General features: G+C 52.7%; 21 protein-coding genes. 4 read left to right on the top strand and 17 right to left on the bottom strand.

From position 1 onward, the window contains the following. Positions 1–33: 33 nt before the first annotated feature. From ispD to cysD, 6 genes are all read right to left on the bottom strand, one after another. Entirely contained in the window at positions 34–729 is a 696-nt protein-coding gene (ispD, locus tag OGX96_RS15410) for a 2-C-methyl-D-erythritol 4-phosphate cytidylyltransferase (RefSeq protein ID WP_048236671.1), read from the bottom strand. Between the two features lie 18 nt (positions 730–747). Next, positions 748–1,059: a cell division protein FtsB gene (gene ftsB, locus OGX96_RS15405; protein ID WP_003034163.1), complete on the bottom strand. Its 312-nt coding sequence runs from the start codon at positions 1,057–1,059 to the stop codon at positions 748–750. A gap of 214 nt (positions 1,060–1,273) precedes the next feature. After that, a complete protein-coding gene (locus OGX96_RS15400; RefSeq protein ID WP_100271961.1) occupies positions 1,274–1,597 on the bottom strand; it encodes a DUF3561 family protein in 324 nt (107 codons plus the stop codon). Positions 1,598–1,644: 47 nt separating this feature from the next. After that, complete coding sequence (cysC, locus tag OGX96_RS15395) at positions 1,645–2,250, bottom strand: adenylyl-sulfate kinase (RefSeq protein WP_003034157.1); 606 nt, start codon at positions 2,248–2,250, stop codon at positions 1,645–1,647. Then, positions 2,250–3,677, bottom strand: coding sequence for a sulfate adenylyltransferase subunit CysN (gene cysN / locus OGX96_RS15390; RefSeq protein ID WP_286583531.1), 1,428 nt, complete (start codon positions 3,675–3,677; stop codon positions 2,250–2,252). The genes cysC and cysN overlap by 1 nt, the downstream gene beginning before the upstream one ends. A gap of 9 nt (positions 3,678–3,686) precedes the next feature. After that, positions 3,687–4,595, bottom strand: a complete 909-nt coding sequence (gene cysD, locus OGX96_RS15385) for a sulfate adenylyltransferase subunit CysD (RefSeq protein WP_003034152.1) — start codon at positions 4,593–4,595, stop codon at positions 3,687–3,689. A gap of 254 nt (positions 4,596–4,849) precedes the next feature. Between cysD and OGX96_RS15380 the strand changes: the two genes are divergently transcribed. Further along, the gene (locus OGX96_RS15380; protein WP_008785678.1) at positions 4,850–5,893 is read left to right on the top strand and encodes an aminopeptidase; all 1,044 of its coding nucleotides are present in this window, start codon (positions 4,850–4,852) and stop codon (positions 5,891–5,893) included. Positions 5,894–5,938: 45 nt separating this feature from the next. Here the strand turns inward: OGX96_RS15380 and cysH are convergent, their stop codons facing one another. The 3 genes from cysH to cysJ all read right to left on the bottom strand — a co-directional run bounded on the left by cysH (position 5,939) and on the right by cysJ (position 10,268). Continuing rightward, positions 5,939–6,673 carry a phosphoadenosine phosphosulfate reductase gene (gene cysH / locus OGX96_RS15375; RefSeq protein ID WP_060683316.1) on the bottom strand — a complete coding sequence of 245 codons (735 nt, stop codon included), beginning with the start codon at positions 6,671–6,673 and terminating at the stop codon, positions 5,939–5,941. An 83-nt stretch (positions 6,674–6,756) separates the two neighbouring features. Then, on the bottom strand, positions 6,757–8,469 hold the full coding sequence (gene cysI / locus OGX96_RS15370) for an assimilatory sulfite reductase (NADPH) hemoprotein subunit (RefSeq protein ID WP_003034148.1): 1,713 nt from the start codon (positions 8,467–8,469) through the stop codon (positions 6,757–6,759). Beyond that, the gene (gene cysJ / locus OGX96_RS15365; protein WP_198801797.1) at positions 8,469–10,268 is read right to left on the bottom strand and encodes an NADPH-dependent assimilatory sulfite reductase flavoprotein subunit; all 1,800 of its coding nucleotides are present in this window, start codon (positions 10,266–10,268) and stop codon (positions 8,469–8,471) included. Before cysJ ends, cysI begins: the two co-directional genes overlap by 1 nt. A 430-nt stretch (positions 10,269–10,698) precedes the next feature. Between cysJ and queD the strand changes: the two genes are divergently transcribed. Next, the gene (queD, locus tag OGX96_RS15360) at positions 10,699–11,061 is read left to right on the top strand and encodes a 6-carboxytetrahydropterin synthase QueD (RefSeq protein WP_003825707.1); all 363 of its coding nucleotides are present in this window, start codon (positions 10,699–10,701) and stop codon (positions 11,059–11,061) included. A gap of 91 nt (positions 11,062–11,152) precedes the next feature. Here the strand turns inward: queD and queE are convergent, their stop codons facing one another. The 3 genes from queE to OGX96_RS15345 all read right to left on the bottom strand — a co-directional run bounded on the left by queE (position 11,153) and on the right by OGX96_RS15345 (position 14,141). Then, positions 11,153–11,824 (bottom strand): 7-carboxy-7-deazaguanine synthase QueE, encoded by a 672-nt coding sequence (queE, locus tag OGX96_RS15355; RefSeq protein WP_003034139.1) that lies wholly within the window; start codon positions 11,822–11,824, stop codon positions 11,153–11,155. A gap of 71 nt (positions 11,825–11,895) precedes the next feature. Beyond that, the gene (locus tag OGX96_RS15350) at positions 11,896–12,585 is read right to left on the bottom strand and encodes an N-acetylmannosamine-6-phosphate 2-epimerase (RefSeq protein WP_032944829.1); all 690 of its coding nucleotides are present in this window, start codon (positions 12,583–12,585) and stop codon (positions 11,896–11,898) included. Further along, positions 12,585–14,141, bottom strand: a complete 1,557-nt coding sequence (locus tag OGX96_RS15345) for a maltose/glucose-specific PTS transporter subunit IIC (protein WP_286583528.1) — start codon at positions 14,139–14,141, stop codon at positions 12,585–12,587. Before OGX96_RS15345 ends, OGX96_RS15350 begins: the two co-directional genes overlap by 1 nt. 165 nt (positions 14,142–14,306) lie before the next feature. On the opposite strand from OGX96_RS15345, the gene OGX96_RS15340 reads away from it, so the two are divergent. After that, complete coding sequence (locus OGX96_RS15340; protein WP_057068337.1) at positions 14,307–15,131, top strand: MurR/RpiR family transcriptional regulator; 825 nt, start codon at positions 14,307–14,309, stop codon at positions 15,129–15,131. A 55-nt stretch (positions 15,132–15,186) separates the two neighbouring features. Here the strand turns inward: OGX96_RS15340 and eno are convergent, their stop codons facing one another. The 5 genes from eno to rlmD form a co-directional block, all read right to left on the bottom strand. After that, positions 15,187–16,485: a phosphopyruvate hydratase gene (eno, locus tag OGX96_RS15335; protein WP_003034129.1), complete on the bottom strand. Its 1,299-nt coding sequence runs from the start codon at positions 16,483–16,485 to the stop codon at positions 15,187–15,189. Positions 16,486–16,572: 87 nt separating this feature from the next. After that, a complete protein-coding gene (gene pyrG, locus OGX96_RS15330; protein WP_003034127.1) occupies positions 16,573–18,210 on the bottom strand; it encodes a glutamine hydrolyzing CTP synthase in 1,638 nt (545 codons plus the stop codon). A 350-nt stretch (positions 18,211–18,560) separates the two neighbouring features. Then, the gene (mazG, locus tag OGX96_RS15325) at positions 18,561–19,352 is read right to left on the bottom strand and encodes a nucleoside triphosphate pyrophosphohydrolase (RefSeq protein ID WP_003825693.1); all 792 of its coding nucleotides are present in this window, start codon (positions 19,350–19,352) and stop codon (positions 18,561–18,563) included. 130 nt (positions 19,353–19,482) lie between these two features. Further along, positions 19,483–21,717: a GTP diphosphokinase gene (gene relA / locus OGX96_RS15320; protein WP_003825690.1), complete on the bottom strand. Its 2,235-nt coding sequence runs from the start codon at positions 21,715–21,717 to the stop codon at positions 19,483–19,485. Between the two features lie 100 nt (positions 21,718–21,817). Beyond that, a complete protein-coding gene (gene rlmD, locus OGX96_RS15315; RefSeq protein ID WP_234096546.1) occupies positions 21,818–23,116 on the bottom strand; it encodes a 23S rRNA (uracil(1939)-C(5))-methyltransferase RlmD in 1,299 nt (432 codons plus the stop codon). Positions 23,117–23,173: 57 nt separating this feature from the next. On the opposite strand from rlmD, the gene barA reads away from it, so the two are divergent. Further along, complete coding sequence (gene barA / locus OGX96_RS15310; RefSeq protein WP_286583525.1) at positions 23,174–25,930, top strand: two-component sensor histidine kinase BarA; 2,757 nt, start codon at positions 23,174–23,176, stop codon at positions 25,928–25,930. The last annotated feature ends 128 nt before the right edge of the window (positions 25,931–26,058 follow it).

Genomic DNA, 26,058 nt, shown 5'->3' with positions numbered 1-26,058 from the left:
AACATCCTCCAGGCAGCCTGAAGAATGATGTATCTAGATAGTTCGGGTCAGATAAAATTCCGCCAGCGCCAGGTCTTCCGGGCGGGTGACTTTGATGTTGTCAGCGCGTCCTTCGACCAGCAGCGGATGAAAACCGCAATATTCCAGCGCCGAGGCTTCGTCCGTAATGGTTGCGCCTTCGTTTAGCGCACGGGTCAGACAGTCATGCAACAGCTCGCGAGGGAAAAACTGCGGCGTCAACGCATGCCATAAATCGGTGCGATCGACCGTATGGGCGATGTCTGTTCGGCCCGGCTCCGCGCGTTTCATCGTGTCGCGCACCGGCGCAGCAAGGATCCCGCCGATGCGGCTGGTTTCACTTATTGCCAGCAAACGAGATAAATCTTCCTGATGCAGACACGGACGCGCGGCATCATGCACGAGTACCCAACCGGCCTCACCTGCGGCTTGCAAACCGGCAAGGACAGAATCGGCACGCTCGTTGCCACCATCCACCACGGTAATTTGCGGGTGCGCTGCGAGTGGAAGTTGGGCAAAGCGACTGTCGCCTGGGCTAATAGCGATGACGACTCGCGTCACCCGGGGATGAGCCAGCAGCGCATCAACCGAGTGTTCGAGAATGGTTTTATTGCCAATAGAGAGGTACTGCTTAGGACACTCTGTTTGCATTCGGCGGCCAAACCCGGCAGCCGGCACCACGGCGCAAACGTCCATTAAAGTGGCTGCCATGTTAAATCCCTGGACGGTTTATCGATTGTTTTGCCCTGCAGTCTGAGCGCGTTTAGACGCGTCAGGCACCAGACGATAAAAGGTTTCGCCTGGCTTAGTCATACTGAGTTCGTTACGCGCGCGCTCTTCGATAGCCTCTTGCCCGCCATTGAGATCGTCAATTTCGGCAAAAAGCTGATCGTTACGCGCTTTCAGTTTCGCGTTTGTAGCTTGCTGCGCCGCAACATCATCGTTGACGCGACTATAGTCATGTATGCCGTTCTTACCGAACCACAGCGAATACTGTAGCCAGACTAATAAAGCCAGCAACAGCAACGTAAGTTTACCCATCCTGCCCCCTGAAAAACGGCATCAACATCCCATAAACTCCGCTGACAACTTTACATCAACGGACGGGAATGCCGCGACAACGCGGGCAAATGTACCACATTTGCCCGTTGTTACGTATACCCCATGTAAGGAGAACATAATCTCATTGTTGGTTACGGTTTGAATTATGGCCAGAGAGTGAACAACAGCGGCGATCGCGTGAAAGGACGTATGCCTAACCCAGTAGCCACAGGAACAGTGCGCCAAACATTGCGCCAACCACCAGCAGGGTACAGGCAATACTCAGCAGCAATTTCCCCTTCAATAGCGAATGCAGGGCAATACCCGCGACAATCGCCACGGGCAACAACGCGAGGAAAAAGGGCCAGGTATAGAGGAAGAAAAACAGTGTGTTAGGGCCATACATCAGACATGGGAATCCCAGCGCCAGCAACCACGCGACAAAACCGACCACGGCTCCTGGGAGTGACCAGGTAGTTTCGTCGTCGGCAGCGAAGGTATCTGACTCTGTAATAGTAATGTTATGGCTGTTACGCATATCTAATCCTGTGACCGTGACTGACCGGGCATGCAAGCTCGGGTGTCTCAGGATCTGATAATATCTTCCTGCCTCAGCAGGTCTAATAATTGAGGAACCAAATTTGTTACCAATTGTTCACCATCAAGATGAATCTCTGGCGATTCAGGCGCTTCGTAAACCGAGTCAATTCCGGTGAAATTGCGCAACTCCCCCGCTCGCGCTTTTTTATACAGCCCTTTTGGATCGCGAGCTTCGCACGTTGCTAATGGCGTATCGACAAAAACCTCAATAAAACGCCCTTCACCCACGCGCTCGCGAACCATTTTTCGCTCGGCGCGATGTGGAGAGATAAACGCAGTCAACACCACCAGGCCGGCGTCTACCATTAGGTTAGCCACTTCACCAACCCGACGAATATTCTCCTTACGATCGGCATCGCTAAACCCAAGATCGCTGCACAGACCGTGACGCACGTTATCGCCATCCAGCAGATAGGTGCTCACCCCTAGCTTATGCAGCGCCTCTTCCAGCGCCCCTGCTACCGTGGATTTACCGGAACCTGACAGCCCGGTAAACCACAGCACAACACCACGATGACCGTGGCGTTGTTCCCGCTGTTGCGGTGTAACAGGATGGGCATGCCAGACGACGTTTTCGTCATGCAGCGCCATTATTTTCCTCCCAGCAGATCGCGCGCACCCCAGTGTGGGAAGTGGCGACGCACCAGTGCATTAAGCTCCAGCTCAAACGCGCTGAACTGAGAAGCTGTGGCAAGCTCCTGGACGATTGGCTCACGCACCAGTCCCGCGCCAACGGTAACGTTAGTCAGGCGGTCAATGATAATCAGCCCGCCCGTAACCGGATTCTGCTGATAGGTATCCAGCACCAGCGGCTCATCAAAAGTCAGATTAACCAGACCGATACCGTTCAGCGGTAGCGCTTCAACGTCACGTTGGGTCAGGTTATTAATATCGACCTGATACTGCACGCTATCAACACGTGCGCGGGTCTTCTTACCTGCGACTTTTATGTCGTAGCTCTGCCCTGGCGACAACGGTTGTTCCGCCATCCACACCACATCAACAGCTGCGCTTTGTACTGTCGGCAGCGTTTCACCGGCATCAAGTAACAGGTCACCCCGGCTAATATCGATCTCATCTTTCAGCACCAGGGTGATCGCTTCACCCGCATGCGCTTCCTGTAAATCGCCATCAAAGGTTACGATCCGCGCCACGCTCGACTCAACGCCGGACGGCAGCACTTTGACGCGCTGTCCGACCTTCACGCTACCGGAGGCCATCGTTCCGGCATAACCACGGAAATCCAGATTCGGTCGGTTCACATACTGCACCGGGAAGCGCATCGGCTGAGTATCAACAATGCGCTGGATCTCAACGGTTTCCAGCACTTCCAGCAGCGTCGGACCGCTGTACCACGGCATACTGGCGCTTTGCGAAGCCACGTTATCGCCTTCCAGCGCAGAGAGAGGCACAAACCGGATATCCAGGTTGCCCGGCAGTTGTTCAGCAAAAGTAAGATAGTCTTCGCGAATGCGGTTAAATGTCTCTTCGCTAAAGTCCACCAGATCCATTTTGTTGATCGCCACTACCAGGTGTTTGATCCCAAGCAGCGTGGAGATAAAGCTATGACGACGAGTCTGATCCAGCACGCCTTTACGCGCATCGATCAATAGGATCGCCAGGTCGCAGGTCGACGCGCCGGTCGCCATGTTACGGGTGTACTGCTCATGCCCGGGAGTGTCCGCAATAATAAATTTACGCTTCTCGGTAGAGAAATAACGATACGCCACGTCGATGGTGATGCCCTGCTCGCGCTCGGCCTGCAAGCCGTCAACCAATAACGCCAGATCAAGCTTTTCGCCCTGAGTGCCGTGACGTTTACTGTCATTGTGCAGCGATGAAAGCTGGTCTTCATAAATCTGACGCGTGTCGTGCAGCAGGCGGCCAATCAGGGTACTTTTCCCATCATCCACGCTACCGCAGGTTAAAAAGCGCAGCAGACTTTTGTGTTGCTGGGCAACCATCCAGGCTTCAACGCCGCCTTCATTAGCAATTTGTTGTGCAAGTGTCGTATTCATGGCGGCTCCTTAGAAATACCCCTGACGTTTCTTCAGCTCCATGGAGCCCGCCTGGTCGCGGTCAATCACGCGGCCCTGACGTTCACTGGTGGTTGAAACCAGCATCTCTTCGATGATTTCCGGCAGCGTCTGCGCATTCGACTCCACCGCGCCTGTCAGCGGCCAGCAACCGAGCGTACGGAAACGCACCATGCGTTTTTTAATCACTTCACCAGGTTGCAGATCGATTCTGTCGTCATCAATCATCATCAGCATGCCGTCGCGTTCCAGCACCGGACGCTCCGCCGCCAGATACAGCGGTACGATGTCGATATTTTCCAGCCAGATGTACTGCCAGATATCCTGTTCAGTCCAGTTAGAAAGCGGGAAGACGCGAATGCTTTCGCCTTTGTTAATCTGCCCGTTGTAGTTGTGCCACAGCTCCGGGCGCTGATTTTTAGGATCCCAGCGATGAAAACGATCGCGGAAAGAGTAAATACGCTCTTTGGCACGCGATTTCTCTTCGTCACGACGAGCACCGCCAAACGCGGCATCGAAACCGTATTTATTCAGTGCCTGCTTCAGCCCTTCAGTTTTCATAATGTCGGTATGCTTGGCGCTACCGTGGACAAACGGGTTGATGCCCATCGCCACCCCTTCCGGGTTTTTATGCACCAGCAGTTCGCAGCCGTAGGCTTTCGCCGTGCGGTCACGAAACTCGTACATTTCGCTGAATTTCCAGCCGGTATCAACGTGCAGCAATGGGAACGGCAGCGTGCCCGGATAAAACGCTTTACGCGCCAGATGCAGCATTACGCTGGAATCTTTGCCGATGGAATACATCATCACCGGATTAGAAAACTCGGCGGCCACCTCACGAATGATATGGATGCTTTCCGCTTCCAGTTGCCGCAGGTGGGTAAGTCGTTTTTGATCCATAACCGTTCCTATGTAATGCCGTTATTTTGCTAACGATGCTCAGATAACCTGACTATAGGGAGGGCAAGAGGGCGAATGAAATTACGAATTGGAATGAGTAGTTCCTCAAAGGAATAACGATCCGGAAAAGCAAATATCAAAAAGTGCTTAAGCTACCGGAATTCGGGCATTTAGGAGCAAATGAAATTGTTTTACCTCGATCACGGTTTCATACTAGCGGCTGAAAATTTCTGCTTGGTATTTAAGGACTCACTATGTTTTCCGCATTGCGCCACCTGACTACCGCCCTGGCGCTCGGCGCGTGCTTCATCCTTCCCGCACAGGCAACATCTTCGAAGCCCGGAGATATCGCAAATACCCAGGCTCGATATATCGCAACGTTTTTCCCAGGCCGCGTGACGGGATCTCCGGCAGAAATGTTGTCTGCTGATTATATACGTCAACAATTTCAGCAGATGGGTTATAGCAGCGATATTCGGACGTTTAATAGCCGTTATGTTTATACCGCCAAAGATAACCGTAAAAACTGGCATAACGTAACGGGAAGCACCGTTATTGCTGCACATGAAGGCAAAGCGCCGCAACAGATTATTATTATGGCGCACCTCGACACCTACGCCGCACAAAGCGACGCCGATTCCGATGCCAATCTGGGTGGATTAACCCTGCAAGGTATCGATGACAACGCTGCAGGTGTTGGCGTAATGCTGGAACTGGCGGAAAAACTCAAAAACGTGCCGACACAGTACGGTATTCGATTTATCGCCACCAGCGGCGAGGAAGAAGGCAAACTGGGCGCGGAGAACATCCTGAAGCGAATGAGCGCCGCCGAGAAGAAAAACACGCTGCTGGTTATCAACCTCGATAACCTGATCGTCGGCGATAAGCTCTATTTCAATAGCGGTAAGAAAACCCCGGAAGCGGTGCGAAAACTGACGCGCGACCGGGCACTGGCTATCGCGCACAGCCGCGGTATCGTTGCCAGCACCAATCCAGGTTTGAACAAAGACTATCCGAAAGGCACTGGGTGTTGTAACGATGCAGAGGTCTTCGACAACGCAGGGATTGCCGTTCTTTCAGTTGAAGCGACCAACTGGAACCTGGGCAAGAAAGATGGCTATCAGCAGCGCGCCAAAAGCGCCTCTTTCCCGGCAGGCAACAGCTGGCACGATGTGCGACTGGATAACCAACAGCATATCGATAAAGCGTTACCGGGCCGGATAGAGCACCGTAGCCGCGACGTGGTACGCATTATGCTGCCGCTGGTAAAAGAACTGGCAAAAGCGGGTAAATCCTGAAGAAGTGGTCCGGTAGGATGTAAATCTTACCGGCCCCCTTTCCTGTTACCCTTCGTGCAGTCCGCACTCACGCTTCAATCCGAAGAAACGCGTCTCTTCTTCCGCCATACCCGGCTCCCATTTGCGGGTGGTGTGGGTATCACCTACCGACAGATAGCCCTGATCCCACAACGGATGGTATTTCAAACCGTATTTTTGCAGATACTGGTAAACCGTACGGTTATCCCAGTCGATGATTGGGAGAACTTTAAACACGCCGCGCTGGATAGCCAGCACCGGCAAATGCGCACGACTGCCCGATTGCTCTCGACGCAGACCGGCAAACCAGGTTTGCGCGTTCAGCTCCTGCAGCGCCCGGTTCATCGGCTCGACTTTGTTGATGTCATTGTATTTTTCAATGCCTTCAACGCCCTGCTCCCACAGTTTGCCGTAGCGCGCTTCTTGCCAGGCCGCACTTTCCTTTGCCCGGTAGACTTGCAGATTAAGCTTAAGCTTGTCCGTTAACTCATCAATAAACTGATAGGTTTCCGGGAACAGGTAGCCAGTATCGGTGAGGATCACCGGGATATCCGGGCGAACCTGATTTACCAGATGCAGGCTCACTGCCGCCTGGATACCAAAACTTGATGACAGTACATATTCACCAGGCAGGTTTTCCAGCGCCCACGCTACGCGATCCTCGGCGCTCAATTTTTCCAGTTGGTCGTTGGTTTGTGCCAACGCCATAACGCGTTCAACTTTCGGCAGTTCGTTCAACGCGTTGAGATCGAGTTTGGACATAAGTTCCTCACTGTTTGCCTTGCCTGATGGCGCTGCGCTTATCAGGCCTACCGATTCAGCAGACCCGATAAGTCAATTTCACATTATTCCCAGAAATCCCGTGCGGGATCGAGCACCGGGCGAATAATGCCCGCACGCACCGTAAAGTCACCGAAGCCTTCACCCGCTTCGCGCTCTTTCGCCCAGCGCCCAATCAGTTCATCCAGCGATGCCAGAATTTCCGGCTCGGTGATGTTCTCTTTAAACATCCGGGGAATACGGGTTCCGATACGGTTGCCCCCTAAATGGAGGTTGTAACGCCCAGGAGCTTTACCCACCAGACCAACTTCCGCCAGCATCGCACGACCACAACCGTTCGGGCAGCCGGTCACACGCATGACAATGTTTTCATCACTCAGGCTGTGCTTCGCCATCAGCGTGTCGATGTTGTCGATAAACGTTGGCAGGAAGCGCTCAGCTTCCGCCATCGCCAGCGGACAGGTCGGGAACGAGACGCAGGCCATCGAGTTTTCACGCTGCGGAGTGACCGCGTTCATTAAGCCACTCTTCTGCGCAATCTTCTCGATCTTCGCCTTTTCACTCTCAGGAACACCGGCAATGATCAGGTTCTGGTTCGCGGTAATGCGGAACTCACCTTTGTGGATCTTCGCGATCTCAAGCAGACCGGTTTTCAGCGGTCGGCCCGGATAATCGAGGATTCGTCCGTTTTCAATAAACAACGTCAGATGCCATTTATTGTCGATCCCTTTCACCCAGCCGATACGATCGCCGCGACCGGTGAACTCGTACGGACGGATCGGCTCAAATTTGATCCCCGCCCGGCGCTCAACTTCAGCTTTAAAGGTCTCAACGCCTACGCGTTCCAGCGTGTATTTGGTTTTCGCATTTTTACGATCGGTACGGTTACCCCAGTCACGCTGCGTGGTCACCACAGCCTCCGCCACGGCCAGCGTATGCTCAAGCGGCAGATAACCAAACTCGCTTGCCGTACGGGCATAGGTTTTCTTGTTGCCGTGCTCAATCGATAAACCACCGCCCACCAGCAGGTTAAAGCCCACCAGCTTGCCGTTTTCCGCAATCGCCACGAAGTTCATGTCGTTGGCGTGCAGATCGATGTCATTCTGCGGTGGGATCACGACCGTGGTTTTAAACTTACGCGGCAGATAGGTTTGACCGAGGATCGGCTCTTCGTCGGTGGTCGCGACTTTTTCCTGATCAAGCCAGATCTCTGCATAGGCGCGGGTGCGCGGCAACAGGTGCTCGGAAATTTTCTTCGCCCATTCATAGGCTTCGGCATGCAGCTCAGATTCATACGGATTCGAGGTGCACAGCACGTTACGGTTCATGTCGTTGGCGGTCGCCAGAGCGTCAAGCCCGACTGAATGCAGCATCTGGTGTACCGGCTTAACGTTCTTCTTCAGAATACCGTGAAACTGGAAGGTCTGACGGTTGGTCAGACGAATGCTGCCGTATATGGTGTTGTCATGGGCGAACTTGTCGATCGCCTGCCACTGTTTGGTGGTGATCACCCCACCCGGCAGACGACAGCGCAGCAGCATCGCGTGACGCGGCTCCAGCTTTTGCTCGGCACGTTCGGCGCGGATATCGCGGTCGTCCTGCTGGTACATACCGTGAAAACGGATCAGCAGGAAGTTGTCGCCTTTAAACCCGCCGGTCAGGCCGTCGTTTAAATCTTCGGCAATGGTACCGCGCAGATAGTTGCTTTCCAGCTTCATACGCTCAGCGTCGGACAGTTTGCCTTCGACCACCAATGGTCCTGGATGTTTTTCGCTCATTAGTAGACATCTCGCTGATAACGGCGCTCAATGCGCAGCTCACTTAAAAATTCATCCGCCGCTTCGATATCCATACCACCGAATTCGGCAATCACTTCCAACAACGCCCGCTCAACGTCTTTCGCCATGCGATTGGCGTCGCCGCAGACATAAATGTGCGCACCGTCGTTAATCCAGCGCCACAGTTCCGCGCCCTGTTGGCGCAGTTTATCTTGTACGTAGACTTTTTCTTTTTGATCGCGGGACCAGGCGAGATCGATACGGCTCAGTACGCCCTCTTTGACGTAACGCTGCCATTCCACCTGATACAGGAAATCTTCGGTAAAGTGTGGGTTACCAAAAAACAGCCAGTTTTTGCCTTCGGCTCCGTCAGCCGCACGCTGCTGCATGAATGCACGGAACGGCGCAATCCCCGTACCCGGTCCAATCATAATTACCGGCGTCTGCGGGTTCGCTGGCAGACGGAAGTTGTCGTTGTGTTCAATGAACACGCGAACTTCACCTTCTTCTTCCACGCGGTCGGCGAGGAAACTGGAAGCACCACCAGCACGGGCGCGACCTTCTATCTCATAACGCACCACGCCCACGGTGACATGCACTTCGCTTTCCACTTCCGCCTGGGAAGAAGCAATGGAGTACAAACGCGGCGTCAGCGGACGCAGAAGATCAACTAACGCCTGAGCATCCAGTTGCGCCGGAGAGAAGCGCACCATATCGACGATGGGCGTGGTTGCGGCGTAATGCTGCAACTGTGCTTTGTCACCGACTAACGGCAGCAAAGTTTCGCTGCGGGTTAAGGTGGCATAGTTCTCTACGATATTGCCGGTGTTAACCGTCAGCTCGAAATGCCACTGCAACGCTTCAGCGAGCGACAGGGTTTTGCCTTCAACCGTGACCGGCTCATCACCTTTCAGCCACAGCAGTTCAACCAGTTCTTTAACCAGAGCCGGGTCATTCTGATACCAGACGCCCAGCGCATCGCCCGGCTGATAACGCAGGCCAGAATCGCCTAAATCAATTTCAATATGGCGCACGTCTTTTTCAGAGTCGCGGCCGGTAATTTTCTGATTCACCGCAAGCGACGCCGTCAGCGGCGCTTCTTTGGTGTATGGGCTGGTGTGTACTTCATTTACTGCACCGCTCGCGGCAACTTGCACAGACGGTGCCGCAGGCGCACGCGCTTTCAGAACATCAACCAGACGAGCACGCCACTGCGCAGCCGCGGCCTGGTATTCGACATCGGCATCTACACGATCGAGCAGACGTTCACCGCCCAGCTCAGCCAGTTTCGCATCGAAGTCTTTTCCTGCCTGGCAGAAAAACTCATAAGAGGTGTCGCCAAGACCAAACACGGCAAAAGCGGTGTTATCAAGCTTCGGCGCTTTTTTCGAGAACAGGAATTTATGCAACGCCACGGCTTCTTCCGCCGGTTCACCTTCCCCTTGCGTCGACGCCACCACGATCAGCAGTTTTTCATTGGCGATTTGTTTGAATTTATAGTCGCCAGCGTTGATGAGAGTGACGTTGAGCTTCGCGGCGATCAGATCATCGCGCAGGGCTTCCGCCACACGGCGCGCATTACCGGTTTGCGAGGCGGAGATAAGCGTAATGCCAGGCATTTCAGCGACAGGCGCAGGCGCCACCGCGTTGCTGCCAGGCTGCTGATTCAGCACGCCCCAAAAATAGCCAGAAACCCACGCAAGCTGTGCGGGAGTGAAATCGGTCGTGGCCGCCTGAAGGCGTGCCAGTTGCTCCGGGTTTAGCGGTAGCAAAGCGGAAGGTGGGGCCTGTGTCGTCATGCGTTGTCATGTTCCAGTAAGCAAAGCGGATTTCAGCAATAAAACCCAAACTGAAGATAAGGTTAACGGCGGGGATAGTAACAATTAAAGAAGGGATGGAAATAACAAATAACCAAATGGACTAACCTGTTTTAGTTATAGTTATTAACTGCAAAACAGATTATATAAGCATTTGATATATAAATAATTAACCAATATTGGTTGTATGAATATGTAGCTTTGGTACTGAGCATCCTTTTATACACTAAATAATTTAAGATGCATCGAGGCGGCAACTGAGCAAGTCCCCAGGAGCTTACATGAGTAAGTGACTGGGGCGAGCAAAGGCAGCCAACAAAGAAGCAGCTTAAAGAATGACGTGTATAAATAATGATAAAATTTCCTCTTTACGGTACCCTACCGCGGTTTTTCGCATTCTTGAGAGTAAATAATGTCCACCACCTTGTTTAAAGATTTCACCTTCGAAGCCGCTCACCACCTGCCGCATGTACCGGAAGGGCATAAGTGTGGCCGCCTGCATGGTCACTCATTTATGGTGCGTCTTGAAATTACCGGTGAAGTCGATCCGCATACCGGTTGGATCATGGATTTTGCTGAGTTAAAAGCCGCGTTTAAGCCGACTTACGACAGACTCGATCACTACTATTTGAACGATATTCCTGGCTTAGAAAATCCAACCAGCGAAGTGCTGGCCAAATGGATTTGGGATCAGGTTAAACCTGTGGTCCCTCTGCTGAGTGCTGTAATGGTGAAAGAAACCTGCACAGCGGGCTGCGTTTATCGCGGCGAGTGATTGTAGGCTTGCCGGATGGCAACGCATCTTCTCCGGCCTGCATTGAGCAATAAACTATGGCCGGGTAAGCGAAACGCCCCCGGCACAGTTATCAGGCAATATTCAGATACTTATGGGTCTGCATCGACAGACGCCAGTTACGCGCAATACAGGTATCAATGCACAAACGCGTCGCATCTTCTTTCTGGCTGATTGGCTGTAAGGCGATGATTCGCGGTTTGTCGTCACTCAACGTCGCCAGCAGTTCATCCAGTGCTTCAATATCGCGGACACGGCCAACCGGATGCTTGATTTCATTCGCGCGCTCCAGCGCCTGTGACAGCACATCATAGCCACCGCGCATATTCACCTTCGGCGATACGGTCACCCAGGTATTCGGCGTACAGCGTACTTCGTGCGTGCCGCTGGTCTCAATCTGGCAGCTAAAGCCGTTCTTTTCCAGCAGGTCAGTCAGCGGCATCAGGTCATGAATGCAGGGCTCGCCACCGGTGATCACCACGTGACGGGCGGTATAGCCCTGACGCGAAATGACCGCCAGCAGATCTTCGCTGCTCGCAGCACCCCATTTATCGCTTTCTTTGGTCTTGGCCAGGATGCTGTACAGGGAGACTTCCCGATCCTCAAGCTTATCCCAGGTGTGTTTGGTATCGCACCAGGCACAGCCAACCGGGCATCCCTGTAAACGAATAAAAATGGCGGGGACGCCGGTAAAGTAACCCTCACCTTGCAGGGTCTGGAACATCTCGTTAATCGGGTACTGCATAGCGCTCTCAATATGGGGATAAACGATAATTATCGCAGATCCCCGCCAAAGTATCATGCCCCATCGATGCTTTACGAGGCGATCGCTGCGACAAAGCGTGCCGTTATCTGCTGCGGACGCGTGATAGCCCCACCAACCACCACGGTATGGGCGCCTAATGCCAGGCATCGTGCAGCACGTTCAGGGGTATCAACGTTCCCTTCCGCCACAACCGGTACGCTAACTGCAGCCAACACATCACGTAAAAAACCGCAGTCGTTTTCCGCCAGCACATGCCCGGCAGTGTCAGCGGTATAACCGTAGAGCGTAGTGCCCACACAGTCAAAACCCAGGCGCTCAGCGGTCACCGCTTCGTCTACGGTGGCAATATCCGCCATCAGCAGTACGGACGGATAGCGAGCACGGATCTGCGTGACCAGTTCTTCCAGCGTTTGCCCACCGGGGCGCGGGCGCGCTGTCGCATCCAGAGCAATAATTTCCGGCTCAACGGTCATCAGTTCATCGACTTCCTGTAAAGTGGCCGTGATAAACACATCGCTACCCGGATAATCACGCTTGATAATCCCAATCACCGGCAGGGAGACGCTCTCTTTGATCGCGCGAATGTCCACCACGCTGTTCGCACGAATACCTACCGCACCGCCCTGCGCTGCCGCCAGCGCCATACGTGACATAATAAACGGGCTGTGCAGAGGCTCATTTTCCAGCGCCTGGCAGGAGACGATTAATTTACCTTTCAGGGAATCCAGTACAGTTTTCATTACGATAAGATCTCTTCGACTTCGTTTTTAATGATGGTGACATGCGGGCCATAAATCACCTGAACCCCGTTGCCGCGAATAATTACGCCACGGGCCCCGGTCGATTTCAGCGCCGCTTCATCGACCTTGCTGCTCTCTTTCACCGTCACGCGCAGACGTGTGGCACAACAATCCACCTCTTCCAGATTCTCTTTGCCTCCCAGCCCGGCGATCACTGCCGCTGCTCGCTCACTCTGCGGCAGGCCGGATTCAGTCGGCGCTGCGTTTTCACGACCTGGTGTCAACCAGTTAAAGCGGTTAATCAAATAGCGGAAGGTGAAGTAGTAAAGGAAGAACCACGGGATCCCCACCATGGGGACGTACATCCAGTTGGTTTTAGCTTCCCCCTGTAGCACGCCGAAAAGGAGGAAATCGATAAGCCCACCCGAAAAGGTTTGCCCGATGGTGATATGTAAAATATGCGCCATCATAAACGCCAGACCATCGAAGAAGGCGTGAATGACGTATAACACGGGTGCGACAAACAGGAAGGAGAACTCGATAGGCTCAGTGATCCCTGTCAGGAAAGAGGTCAGGGCCGCTGACAACAGCAGACCAGCAACAAGTTTTCTGTTCTCAGGCTTGGCGGTGTGGTACATCGCCAGACATGCGCCAAGCAGGCCAAACATCATGGTGATGAAGCGCCCGGACATAAAGCGCGAGGTGCCCGCATAGAACTGCTGCGTATTCGGATCGGCAAGTTGCGCGAAGAAAATACGCTGCGTACCTTCAACTAACTGGCCGTTGACGATTTCACTACCGCCAAGCGCTGTCGTCCAGAACGGCAAATAAAAGATATGGTGTAAACCCAGTGGGCCAAGCATACGCAGGATGAAGCCGTACAACAGCGTCCCCAGATAGCCTGTCGCATCCACCAGACCACCCAGTCCAAAAATGAGTTTCTGGAAATGCGGCCAAACCACCGTCATGACCGCACCCACGACAATCGCGGCAAGGGAGCTAATAATCGGTACAAAGCGCGAACCGCTGAAGAAACCAAGGAACTGAGGTAATGAGACTTTATTGAAACGGCTATGCAGCGCGCAGGTGACAAGCCCAATCACCACCCCACCGAACACCCCCGTTTCCAGTGTCTGAATACCCAGCGTCATCCCCTGGCCTACGGCACCGGGATTCTCGTGTGCCAGCGTTCCGTTGAGCGTCAATAAAGCGTTGATGGTGGCGTTCATCACCAGAAATGCCAGCAATGCCGCAAGCCCAGCGGTGCCTTTATCCGTTTTAGCCAGTCCTACTGCAACACCCACCGCAAAGAGCACCGACAGGTTGGCAAACACAATAGAACCTGCGCTGGTCATGATCGTGAAGATTGCCTGTAACCAGTCAACGTCCAAAAACGGATAAGCAGTCAATGTGTTTGGATTCGACAGCGCGCCGCCAATCCCTAACAACAGCCCCGCAGCGGGCAGTACCGCAATCGGCAGCATGAACGATTTGCCGAACCGCTGTGCCTTTTCGAACCATGCGCCCGATGAAGCGCCGCTAAACATTTGCATCATTTTTTCATCTCTCCGATTAATGATGAAAATTTTTACCATATTTAATATTAATAATGAAAATTTTCATCAAAATCCAGGAAGCCGATCATACTTTTTTAAAATGACTGGCATCTCTCCCCTGCTTTCCGCCACACTATCAACAGAGAAACGCATTAAGGATTTTGCATGTCAGAAAATGAAAACCTGCTGCTGAGATTGCGCCAGGGCGTTGACGGATATAGCCGAACACAGCAGAAGCTGGGAGAGTTTGTGCTCAGCGATCCGGCAAAAGTTGTCTACCTGACGATTACCGAACTGGCGCGTGAAAGCGACACCAGCGAGGCGAGCGTCACACGTCTGTGCCGCGCACTAGGGTGTAAGGGTTATAACGAATTCAAAATGGCGCTGGCACTCGATCTCCAGCAAGGACAGCCGGTAGAGCACAGCGGAGATGAGATTGACAATGTGGTCAATGAATCCGTACAAGCGCTGCAGGACACAGCAAAATTACTCGACAGGACATTACTGGAATCCGCCGCTTTGGCGCTGCATCAGGCCCAGTCGGTACAGATTTATGGCGTAGCGGCCAGCGCTATTCTGGGTGAGTATTTACATTACAAACTCCTGCGCCTCGGCAAACCTGCACAATTGTTCAGTGACATGCATCGTGCAGCCATGAACGCCGCAACGCTTAACAAAGACACGCTGGTGGTAGCGATTTCCAGTTCAGGTTCGACGCGCGATCTACTGCATGTCGTTAAACTGGCGCGTAAGCAAGGCGTGCGCGTACTGGCGTTAAGTAATACGCCGCGCAGCCCGTTGGCTTCGCTGAGTGATATTCAACTGGTCGCAGCCAAACCAGAAGGTCCGTTAAGTGCCGGTGCGCTAAATGCCAAGGTGGGAGTGATGCTGTTGGTAGAACTACTGACTACGTCGCTGATTGCTCTGGATGAAAAGTACAGTAATGTGAGCCAGCAAACCGCCAGCGCGACCCTTCCTCTACTGCTTTAAGAGCATAAAAAAACCCGCCGCAGCGGGTTTTTACGTTAAGAGTTAAAGAACAGGATTACGCCTGACCTTTGATCTCTTTACGACCGTTGTACGGTGCTTGTTCACCCAGAGCTTCTTCGATACGAATCAGCTGGTTGTACTTAGCAACGCGGTCAGAACGGCTCATAGAACCAGTTTTGATCTGGCCTGCAGCGGTACCAACAGCCAGGTCAGCGATGGTAGCGTCTTCAGTTTCGCCAGAGCGGTGAGAGATGACAGCGGTGTAGCCAGCGTCTTTCGCCATTTTGATCGCAGCCAGAGTTTCGGTCAGAGAACCGATCTGGTTGAATTTGATCAGGATGGAGTTAACGATGCCTTTTTCGATGCCTTCTTTCAGGATCTTGGTGTTAGTTACGAACAGATCGTCACCAACCAGCTGGATTTTGTCGCCCAGTACTTTAGTCTGGTATGCGAAACCGTCCCAGTCAGACTCGTCCAGACCATCTTCGATGGACACGATCGGGTACTGTTTGGTCAGTTCTTCCAGGAAGTGAGTGAATTCTTCGGAGGTGAATGCTTTGTTGCCTTCGCCAGCCAGAACGTATTTACCGTCTTTGTAGAATTCAGAAGCTGCACAGTCCATCGCCAGGGTGATGTCTTTGCCCAGCTCGTAGCCAGCTGCTTTAACCGCTTCAGCGATTACAGCCAGAGCTTCAGCGTTGGAACCCAGGTTCGGCGCGTAGCCACCTTCGTCACCAACTGCAGTGTTCATACCTTTAGCTTTCAGAACTTTAGCCAGGTTGTGGAACACTTCAGAACCCATACGAACGGCTTCTTTCAGAGTCTTAGCGCCAACCGGCTGAATCATGAATTCCTGGATGTCGACGTTGTTGTCAGCGTGCTCACCACCGTTGATGATGTTCATCATCGGAACCGGCATGGAGTATTTACCCGGAGTACCGTTCAGTTCAGCGATGTGTGCATACAGCGGCAGGCCTTTTGCAGCAGCTGCTGCTTTGGCGTTCGCCAGGGACACAGCCAGGATGGCGTTTGCACCGAAGTTGGATTTGTTTTCAGTACCGTCCAGATCGATCATGATCTTGTCGATGCCAGCCTGATCTTTAGCATCTTTACCCAGCAGAGCCTGAGCAATTGGGCCGTTAACAGCTGCAACAGCTTTCAGTACGCCTTTACCCATGAAACGGGATTTGTCGCCATCGCGCAGTTCCAGTGCTTCGCGGGAACCAGTAGAAGCACCTGACGGAGCTGCTGCCATACCAACGAAACCACCTTCCAGGTGTACTTCGGCTTCAACAGTCGGGTTACCACGGGAGTCGATAATTTCACGACCGATGATTTTAACGATTTTGGACATTAGATTTTCCTCAGTACAAGTTAAACTAAAACTCCAGACAAACAATGCACCCTAATGGGTGCATTGCCGTTCTAACTTATTTACTTCTTACTTCGCCTGACGCTTCTGATGTTCACTGGCGGCTTTCACAAAGCCGGCAAACAGCGGGTGCCCATCACGTGGCGTGGAAGTAAATTCCGGGTGGAACTGACAGGCCACGAACCACGGATGATTCGGTACCTCAATGATCTCGACCAACTGATCATCACCGGAACGGCCTGCAATACGCAGACCCGCAGCTTCAATCTGTTTCAACAGCATATTGTTGACTTCGTAACGGTGGCGATGGCGTTCAACGATTGTCGGCGCGCCGTACAGTTGACGAACCAGGCTATCGTCGCTCAACTGACACTGCTGCGCACCAAGGCGCATTGTGCCGCCCAGATCGCTCTTCTCAGTACGGACTTCGACGTTGCCGTCTTCATCGCGCCATTCGGTAATCAGGGCCACCACCGGGTACTTACAGTCTGGCACAAATTCCGTGGAGTTGGCGTTATCCATACCCACTACGTTACGTGCAAACTCAATCAACGCAACCTGCATACCCAGGCAAATGCCCAGATAAGGAATATTGTTCTCACGCGCAAAGCGCGCCGTCGCGATTTTACCTTCAACACCACGGTAGCCGAAGCCGCCTGGGATCAGGATTGCATCAAGACCTTTCAGGATCTCAACGCCACGCGTTTCGACATCTTGCGAATCGATCAGCTTGATGTTGACGGTGACACGATTCTTCAGACCACCGTGCTTCAGCGCTTCGATAACTGACTTATAGGCATCCGGCAGTTCAATGTACTTGCCGACCATACCGATAGTCACTTCGCCTGCCGGATTCGCTTCTTCGTAGATAACCTGTTCCCATTCTGACAGATTAGCTTCCGGACAGTTCAAGCTGAATCGTTTACAAATATAATCGTCAAGGCCCTGAGATTTCAACAGGCCCGGGATTTTATAGATGGAATCGACATCTTTCAGAGAAATCACCGCTTTTTCCGGAACGTTACAGAACAATGCAATTTTTGCACGTTCATTAGCCGGAACTGCGCGATCGGAGCGGCAAATCAGGATATCTGGCTGAATACCGATAGAAAGCAGCTCTTTTACAGAGTGCTGAGTAGGTTTAGTTTTGACTTCACCTGCCGCCGCCATGTACGGAACCAGCGTCAGATGCATAAACAGCGTGTGTTCGCGACCAATTTCTACGGCCATCTGACGAATCGCTTCAAGGAACGGCAGAGATTCGATATCCCCAACGGTTCCGCCGATTTCGACCAGAACAACATCATGACCTTCACCGCCTTCCAGAACGCGCTCTTTAATGGCATTCGTGATGTGCGGGATAACCTGAACTGTTGCGCCCAGGTAGTCGCCACGGCGTTCTTTACGCAGAACGTCGGAGTAGATACGACCGGTGGTGAAGTTGTTACGGCGACTCATTTTGGTACGAATGAAACGCTCATAGTGACCCAGGTCCAGGTCGGTTTCAGCGCCGTCTTCGGTAACGAACACTTCCCCGTGTTGGATTGGGCTCATAGTACCTGGATCGACGTTGATGTACGGATCCAGTTTCATCATGGTTACATTGAGGCCACGGGCTTCAAGAATGGCTGCCAGGGAGGCTGCGGCAATGCCTTTTCCCAGAGAGGATACGACCCCGCCGGTCACAAAAATATAGTTCGTTGTCATGCTGGACCTGAGAAGTTAGGGTGAAACGATGGAATTACCAAGACGGGAAAGTAGTATACCCGAACATGACGAGCGCCACAAACTTTCATTATCCCCTCTCCTTCGTTCTTCAAGCCGCACCGATGTTGGCTTCCTTCACTCACCCCAGTCACATAGCATTTCTATGTTCCTGGGGATTCTTTCAGTCGCCGCCTTGTTGCGACTCGAATAACTCGAAGAGGCAGTATACAAGGTGTTTCATCAACATAACGGGAAGAGAAAATAGCCTCTTTTGGGTAAATGTTTTTGACGTAAATCAAGCGCTTGTTATTTAAAAAATCACACAAATCGCCCTTGACCGACGAAATCCCTTAGAGATCAATTTCCTGCCGTTTTACCTGTTGCCAGACTTCTTCCATAGTTTCCAGATCAACACCAGTCATTTCCAGACCGCGCGAAGCCACAATTCGCTCAACTTCACGAAAACGCCGCTCAAACTTCTCGTTCGCTTTCTGCAATGCGGTCTCTGCTTTAGTGCCTAAATGCCGGGCCATATTAACCGTAGCAAACAGCAGATCGCCCATTTCCTCCTCCAGTTTAGCCTGGTCAACAACAGCCTGCTTAGCCTCAAACATGACTTCGTCGATCTCTTCGTAAACCTTGTCGACAACCGGTCCTAACGTTTTCCAGTCGAAGCCAACATTTGAGCAGCGTTTCTGGATTTTTTGGGCGCGCATTAATGCCGGTAAACTGCGGGGAATATCGTCGAGTGCGGAATGCTGTGCCTTCTGGGCGCGTTCTTCACTTTTGATTTTTTCCCAACGGGTCAAAACCTCAGTACTGTTACTGGCAGAAACATCAGCAAAAACATGTGGATGACGGCGTTCAAGTTTATCGCTTATCGCAGCACAAATATCATCAAAGTTGAAGCGTCCTTCTTCCTGCGCCATCTGGGCGTAAAACACAACCTGGAACAGCAGGTCGCCCAGCTCTCCGCGCAGGTCGTCAAAGTCTTCACGCGCAATCGCGTCCAGCACTTCATAGGTTTCTTCGAGGGTGTAAGGGGCAATAGTGGAGAATGTCTGCTCTTTGTCCCACGGACAGCCGTTCTCCGGGTCGCGCAGGCGCTGCATAATACCGAGCAGTCGGTCGATTTGATTCATTGGAATGTCCTGAAATTTCAATACAGTAGACCGAATAAGGCGACAACCGACATCCGGCAACATAGCAATGCCTGATGGCAACGCTAACGCGTCTTATCAGGCCTACAAGGTTATCCGGCCTACAAAATAATTAATTACCGTGCAAGCGACGTGCGTCGATCACATCCGGTACCTGGTTCAGCTTGCCGAGCACGCGCCCGAGCACCTGCAGGTTATAAATTTCGATGGTCATATCGATGGTGGCCAGCTGTTGTTTGGTATCACTTCGGCTGGCAACGCCCAGCACGTTCACCTTCTCGTTGGCGAGAATCGTAGTGATATCACGTAACAAGCCGCTGCGATCGTTGGCCTGGACGCGAACCACCAGCGAATACCCTGCCGAGTAGCTTTCGCCCCAGACTGCATCAACAATACGTTCCGGCGCATGGGAGCGCAGCTCAGCCAGCTGTTCACAATCCGCCCGGTGCACGGAAATACCGCGTCCCTGGGTGATAAACCCGACAATCTCATCGCCCGGAATCGGCTGGCAGCAGCGGGCGATGTGGTGCATCAGGTTACCTACCCCTTCCACCACCACACGACCGTCGTCTTTACGACGACTCTGCGGTGCCTGCGTTTTCTGCTGAAGCTGTTTCAGCGCGGCGGCATCCTGTTCGGCAGCACTGGGCTTATTAAACTGCGCCTGCAGGAAGTTCACCATTTGGTTGAGGCGGATGTCTCCTCCGCCAATCGCCGCCAGCAACTCGTCCAGCTCATTGAAGCTGTAGCGCGGCAGCAGGTGTTTTTCCGCCTCTTTCAGGCTGATACCTAAATGCGCCAGCTCATCGTCGAGGATCTGGCGACCAGCAAGGATGTTTTTGTCGCGGTCCTGTTTACGGAACCAGGCGTGGATCTTCGAACGCCCACGACTGGTGGTTACGTAGCCAAGGTTAGGATTCAGCCAGTCGCGGCTTGGGTTTGGCTGTTTCTGGGTGATAATTTCAATTTGATCGCCCATCTGCAGCTGGTAGGTAAACGGTACGATGCGCCCACCAATTTTCGCGCCAATGCATCGATGCCCCACATCGCTATGAATGTGGTAAGCAAAATCGAGCGGCGTGGAGCCCGCAGGTAAGTCTACAACGTCGCCTTTTGGCGTAAAGACGTACACGCGGTCATCAAAGACCTGGCTACGGACTTCATCCAGCATTTCACCGGAATCCGCCATCTCTTCCTGCCAGGCGATCAGCTTACGCAGCCACGCAATGCGATCTTCATGACCAGAACGCGCCGCGCCTGAAGCGGTGCCCTCTTTGTACTTCCAGTGCGCCGCGACGCCCAGTTCGGCATCTTCGTGCATCTGTTTTGTACGGATCTGAATTTCGATGGTTTTCCCGCCCGGCCCCAGTACAACCGTATGGATTGACTGGTAGCCATTGGGTTTCGGATTAGCAACGTAATCATCGAACTCATCCGGCAGATGGCGATAGTGAGTATGTACTATCCCGAGTGCGGCATAGCAGTCCTGTAAACGCTCTGCCACGATACGCACTGCGCGTACATCGAACAGTTCATCGAAGGCCAACTGCTTTTTCTGCATTTTGCGCCAGATGCTGTAGATATGCTTCGGACGTCCATACACTTCGGCTTTGACGCCTTCCGTTTTCATCTCTGAGCGCAAATGACCGACGAACTCATCAATGTAATGTTCCCTGTCGATACGACGTTCATGCAGCAGCTTGGCAATGCGTTTGTATTCAGCCGGGTGCAGATAACGGAAGCAATAATCTTCCAGCTCCCATTTTAATTGCCCGATTCCCAAACGGTTGGCCAGCGGTGCATAGATATTGGTGCACTCTTTTGCCGCCAGAACGCGTTCATCTTCCGGCGCATCTTTCACTTCACGCAGATGGGCAATCCGCTCTGCCAGCTTGATGACCACACAGCGGAAGTCATCCACCATTGCCAGCAGCATGCGACGGACGTTATCGACCTGCTCGGAAGAAACTGAATCGGTATGCGTGGCTTTAAGCTGGCGTATCGCCGCCATATCACGCACACCGTGGATAAGATGAACAATGGATTTGCCCACGCTCTCGCGCAGGATGTCTTCACTGACCACGTTGGCATCAGCCAGAGGGAACAGCATTGCTGCACGCAGCGTGTCGATATCCATGCTCAACATAGAGAGAATTTCTACCATCTCCACGCCACGCCACAGCAGCAGATCCGCATCCGGATGCCCCTGTGTCTGCTGGAGGCAGTACGCCCAGGTTTCGGCTAAGCGTTCACACGACTGCTGGCTGGAGATCCCCAGACTCGCGATCCATTTCTTTGGATCAAACTCACCAGCTTTATTTATATGTGCACTTCTTACCGCAACCATTGTCCTCTCCTTAAGGGGCCAGGCCTGTCGAAGTCGACAAGCCCTACCCATTGTCTTTCATGCTGCATTACAACCCGAAATCCAATGGGTACAAAATTCATTACAAACGCTCAAACAGGACCATTGATTCCAGGTGTCCAGTGTGCGGAAACATATCGAGCATCGCCAGTCGCCGTATGGCGTATCCAGCGTTGAGCAAAGCATCGCTGTCACGAGCCAGCGTTGCTGGGTTACAGGATACATAAACAACGCGTATAGGTTCTAATTTTATAATATGTTGCATCACACCTGCAGCCCCCGCACGCGCAGGATCGAGCAATACTTTGTCGAATCCGTTTTTCGCCCACGGCTGTCGGGTAACATCTTCCTCAAGGTTTTCATGAAAGAATGTCACATTATGTAATCCGTTATTCAGCGCGTTTTCTCGGCCTTTTTCCACCAATGCAGGAACACCTTCTACGCCAACCACGCTTGCTGCCCGAGTTGCCAGCGGTAGGGTAAAATTTCCCATGCCACAGAACAGATCGAGTACACGATCTTCAGGTTGCACATCGAGCCATTCCAGCGCACGGGCGACCATTTGTTGGTTTACCCCTTCATTGACCTGAATAAAATCGCGCGGGCTGAAGGTTAACCGTAGTCCATTTGAATCATACCAGGGCGATTCTTCTGATATTGATTCCAGTATCTCGCTTTGCGGGGCCAGAAACAAAGACAGCCCCTGAGAATGCGAAAAGCATTCCAGTTTTTCTTTATCCACAGCACTCAATGGCGCCGTGTGGCGCAAAATCATCAGGGTTCCGCTTCCCGCCTGTACCAGCTCAACATGGCCTAGATGGCGTAACCCTTGCAGACTTTCCAGACACGCTCTGAGATGGGGCAATAACGCCTCAAGCTGGGGCACCAAAATAGGGCATTGTTTGACATCGATAATGTCGCTGGAACCGGATTTGCGAAACCCCATCTGCAATTTTTGTTCTTTTGGCCGATAGTTCAGGCTCAAACGTGCGCGACGACGATAGCCCCACGGGGCATCAGCTATGACATCCGACACCTCACATTTCATTAAACGCGACAACGCCGCGCTTTTGCTACGCTGCTGCAATGAGATGCTGGCATGCTGCTGCTGGCAACCGCCGCACACGCCAAAATGCGGGCAACGTGGCACTTCACGCTGTGGGCTGTCGTTTAAACGTCGTTTTACTTGCGCGCGGGCAAACTGTTTTTTATCTTCGGTAATCACCACCTCGGCGCTTTCCTGGGGTAGCAATTCCGGTATAAACAACGCCTTTCCGTTATGGCGAGCAACGCCCTGACCGAAAGGATCAAGGTCATTGACGGTAACGGTTATGATCTGACGCGTCGTCACGCGTCGTTTTGCAGAGTAGAATTGCGCCATCGACGAGATATTTCTCTATTTAACAGTGTGACCCTAATTGTCCCATAACGGAACTCCATGACCAACTACAGCCTGCGCGCACGCATGATGATTCTGATCCTGGCCCCGACCGTCCTGATAGGTTTGTTGCTCAGTATCTTTTTTGTTGTGCATCGCTATAACGACTTGCAGCGTCAACTGGAAGATGCTGGTGCCAGCATCATTGAACCACTCGCGGTCTCCAGCGAATATGGCATGAACCTGCAAAACAGGGAATCCATCGGCCAACTTATCAGCGTACTGCATCGTCGCCATTCCGATATCGTGCGGGCAATTTCTGTTTATGACGAAAATAACCGACTATTCGTCACCTCTAATTTTCATCTCGATCCGTCTGAAATGCAGTTGGCGACAGGTTCACCGTTTCCCCGGAAGCTGAGCGTCACCCGGCACGGGGATATCATGATCCTACGAACCCCTATTATATCGGAAAGCTATTCACCGGATGAATCCGCCGTAAGCGACGCCAAAAACACCAAAAATATGCTGGGGTATGTGGCGCTTGAGCTGGACCTTAAGTCCGTACGATTGCAGCAGTACAAAGAGATCTTTATCTCCAGCGTAATGATGCTGTTTTGTATTGGTATTGCGTTAATTTTCGGCTGGCGTCTAATGCGCGACGTGACCGGCCCGATTCGCAATATGGTGAATACCGTTGACCGAATACGTAGAGGACAGCTCGACAGCCGCGTGGAAGGTTTCATGCTGGGCGAGCTGGATATGCTCAAAAATGGTATCAACTCGATGGCGATGTCTCTCGCGGCCTACCATGAAGAGATGCAGCACAACATCGATCAGGCCACCTCTGACCTGCGCGAAACGCTGGAGCAGATGGAAATCCAGAACGTCGAGCTGGATCTGGCGAAGAAACGCGCCCAGGAAGCGGCACGTATTAAGTCTGAGTTTCTGGCAAACATGTCCCACGAGCTGCGAACACCGCTGAATGGCGTGATTGGCTTCACCCGTCTGACGCTAAAAACCGAGCTCAACACCACACAGCGCGATCACCTGAATACCATTGAACGCTCGGCTAACAATCTGCTGGCCATCATCAATGATGTACTCGACTTCTCCAAACTTGAGGCGGGCAAGCTGATTCTGGAAAGCATTCCGTTCCCGCTGCGCAGCACGCTGGATGACGTTGTTACGCTGTTAGCGCATTCATCCCATGATAAAGGGCTTGAGCTGACGCTGAATATTAAGAATGACGTACCGGACAACGTCATCGGTGACCCGCTGCGTTTACAGCAGGTGATCACCAATCTGGTCGGCAATGCCATCAAATTTACCGAAGGCGGCAACATCGACATTCTGGTCGAGAAGCGAGCCCTTAGTAACACGAAAGTGCAAATTGAAGTACAAATCCGCGATACCGGGATCGGTATTCCTGAGCGCGATCAATCCCGCCTGTTCCAGGCTTTCCGTCAGGCGGATGCCAGTATTTCCCGGCGTCATGGCGGAACCGGGCTAGGTCTGGTCATTACGCAAAAACTGGTCAACGAAATGGGTGGGGATATCTCCTTCCACAGCCAACCTAATCGGGGTTCCACGTTCTGGTTCCATATCAGCCTCGATCTCAACCCAAACGTGCTTATTGATCGTTCGACAACCCGATGCCTTGCCGGTAAACGATTGGCCTACGTCGAACCTAACGCCACCGCCGCACAATGCACGTTAGATATCTTGAGTGAAACACCGCTGGAGGTGATTTACAGCCCTTCGTTCTCCGGGTTGCCAGCGGAGCACTACGACATTCTGTTGCTGGGCATTCCGGTCACTTTGCGCGAACCACTCACCATGCAGCATGAGCGGCTGGCAAGCGCAGCAGCGATGTCCGACTTCCTGTTGCTAGCCTTGCCTTGTCATGCACAAATTAACGCTGAGAAATTGAAACAGGGCGGCGCGGCGGCGTGTCTGTTGAAACCTCTCACTTCAACCCGCTTACTGCCCGCGCTGACAGAGTATTGTCAGCTGAACCACCGCGCGGATCCGCTGCTGATAGATGAAAGCAAAATTGCGATGACTGTTATGGCGGTAGACGACAACCCGGCGAACCTCAAGCTGATTGGCGCATTGCTGGAAGATAAGGTCCAGCACGTCGTGCTTTGCGACAGCGGGCATCAGGCGGTGGATCGCGCCAGACAAATGCCGTTTGACCTGATCCTGATGGATATTCAGATGCCAGACATGGACGGTATTCGTGCCTGCGAACTGATCCACCAGCTTCCTCATCAACAGCAGACACCGGTCATTGCGGTCACCGCACACGCCATGGCCGGGCAGAAAGAGAAGCTGCTCAGCGCCGGGATGAACGATTACCTGGCGAAGCCTATCGAGGAAGATAAGCTGCATAATCTGCTGTTACGTTACAAACCGGGCGCAAGCACATCGCTGCGGGCACTCACCGCAGAACCTCTTGAGCCGGTCGTCAATCCGAACACGACGCTCGACTGGCAACTGGCATTAAGGCAAGCCGCGGGTAAGAACGATTTGGCGCGAGATATGCTGCAAATGCTGATCGATTTTCTGCCTGAGGTGCGTAACAAAATCGAAGAGCAACTGGTCGGAGAGAACCCCGAAGGGCTGGTGGATATGATTCACAAGCTGCACGGTAGTTGCGGTTATAGTGGTGTCCCCCGCATGAAAAACCTGTGTCAGCTCATTGAACAACAGCTACGCAGTGGAACCAAAGAAGAAGAGCTGGAACCTGAATTTTTAGAGCTTCTGGATGAAATGGACAACGTTGCGCGCGAAGCGAAACGGATATTGGGGTGATATTCGCCGGATGCGGCGTAAACGCCTTATCCGGCCTACAGGTTTCGCTGTTTACTGTAGACCCGATAAACGTCGTGCATCGGGCAGTAAACGCCTTATCCGGTCTACAGGTTTCGCTGTTTACCGTA

The sequence above is a fragment of the Citrobacter sp. Cpo100 genome, from assembly GCF_030332595.1.
In the GTDB taxonomy this organism is placed as follows: domain Bacteria; phylum Pseudomonadota; class Gammaproteobacteria; order Enterobacterales; family Enterobacteriaceae; genus Citrobacter; species Citrobacter portucalensis.
This window is presented reverse-complemented; position numbering and strand designations above follow the sequence as displayed.

What these genes read in the sequence shown, in the direction of transcription:
- ispD (WP_048236671.1), bottom strand. Translation starts at nt 729, where the DNA reads ATGGCAGCCACTTTAATGGACGTTTGCGCCGTGGTGCCGGCTGCCGGG.
- ftsB (WP_003034163.1), bottom strand. Translation starts at nt 1,059, where the DNA reads ATGGGTAAACTTACGTTGCTGTTGCTGGCTTTATTAGTCTGGCTACAG.
- OGX96_RS15400 (WP_100271961.1), bottom strand. Translation starts at nt 1,597, where the DNA reads ATGCGTAACAGCCATAACATTACTATTACAGAGTCAGATACCTTCGCT.
- cysC (WP_003034157.1), bottom strand. Translation starts at nt 2,250, where the DNA reads ATGGCGCTGCATGACGAAAACGTCGTCTGGCATGCCCATCCTGTTACA.
- cysN (WP_286583531.1), bottom strand. Translation starts at nt 3,677, where the DNA reads ATGAATACGACACTTGCACAACAAATTGCTAATGAAGGCGGCGTTGAA.
- cysD (WP_003034152.1), bottom strand. Translation starts at nt 4,595, where the DNA reads ATGGATCAAAAACGACTTACCCACCTGCGGCAACTGGAAGCGGAAAGC.
- OGX96_RS15380 (WP_008785678.1), top strand. Translation starts at nt 4,850, where the DNA reads ATGTTTTCCGCATTGCGCCACCTGACTACCGCCCTGGCGCTCGGCGCG.
- cysH (WP_060683316.1), bottom strand. Translation starts at nt 6,673, where the DNA reads ATGTCCAAACTCGATCTCAACGCGTTGAACGAACTGCCGAAAGTTGAA.
- cysI (WP_003034148.1), bottom strand. Translation starts at nt 8,469, where the DNA reads ATGAGCGAAAAACATCCAGGACCATTGGTGGTCGAAGGCAAACTGTCC.
- cysJ (WP_198801797.1), bottom strand. Translation starts at nt 10,268, where the DNA reads ATGACGACACAGGCCCCACCTTCCGCTTTGCTACCGCTAAACCCGGAG.
- queD (WP_003825707.1), top strand. Translation starts at nt 10,699, where the DNA reads ATGTCCACCACCTTGTTTAAAGATTTCACCTTCGAAGCCGCTCACCAC.
- queE (WP_003034139.1), bottom strand. Translation starts at nt 11,824, where the DNA reads ATGCAGTACCCGATTAACGAGATGTTCCAGACCCTGCAAGGTGAGGGT.
- OGX96_RS15350 (WP_032944829.1), bottom strand. Translation starts at nt 12,585, where the DNA reads ATGAAAACTGTACTGGATTCCCTGAAAGGTAAATTAATCGTCTCCTGC.
- OGX96_RS15345 (WP_286583528.1), bottom strand. Translation starts at nt 14,141, where the DNA reads ATGATGCAAATGTTTAGCGGCGCTTCATCGGGCGCATGGTTCGAAAAG.
- OGX96_RS15340 (WP_057068337.1), top strand. Translation starts at nt 14,307, where the DNA reads ATGTCAGAAAATGAAAACCTGCTGCTGAGATTGCGCCAGGGCGTTGAC.
- eno (WP_003034129.1), bottom strand. Translation starts at nt 16,485, where the DNA reads ATGTCCAAAATCGTTAAAATCATCGGTCGTGAAATTATCGACTCCCGT.
- pyrG (WP_003034127.1), bottom strand. Translation starts at nt 18,210, where the DNA reads ATGACAACGAACTATATTTTTGTGACCGGCGGGGTCGTATCCTCTCTG.
- mazG (WP_003825693.1), bottom strand. Translation starts at nt 19,352, where the DNA reads ATGAATCAAATCGACCGACTGCTCGGTATTATGCAGCGCCTGCGCGAC.
- relA (WP_003825690.1), bottom strand. Translation starts at nt 21,717, where the DNA reads ATGGTTGCGGTAAGAAGTGCACATATAAATAAAGCTGGTGAGTTTGAT.
- rlmD (WP_234096546.1), bottom strand. Translation starts at nt 23,116, where the DNA reads ATGGCGCAATTCTACTCTGCAAAACGACGCGTGACGACGCGTCAGATC.
- barA (WP_286583525.1), top strand. Translation starts at nt 23,174, where the DNA reads ATGACCAACTACAGCCTGCGCGCACGCATGATGATTCTGATCCTGGCC.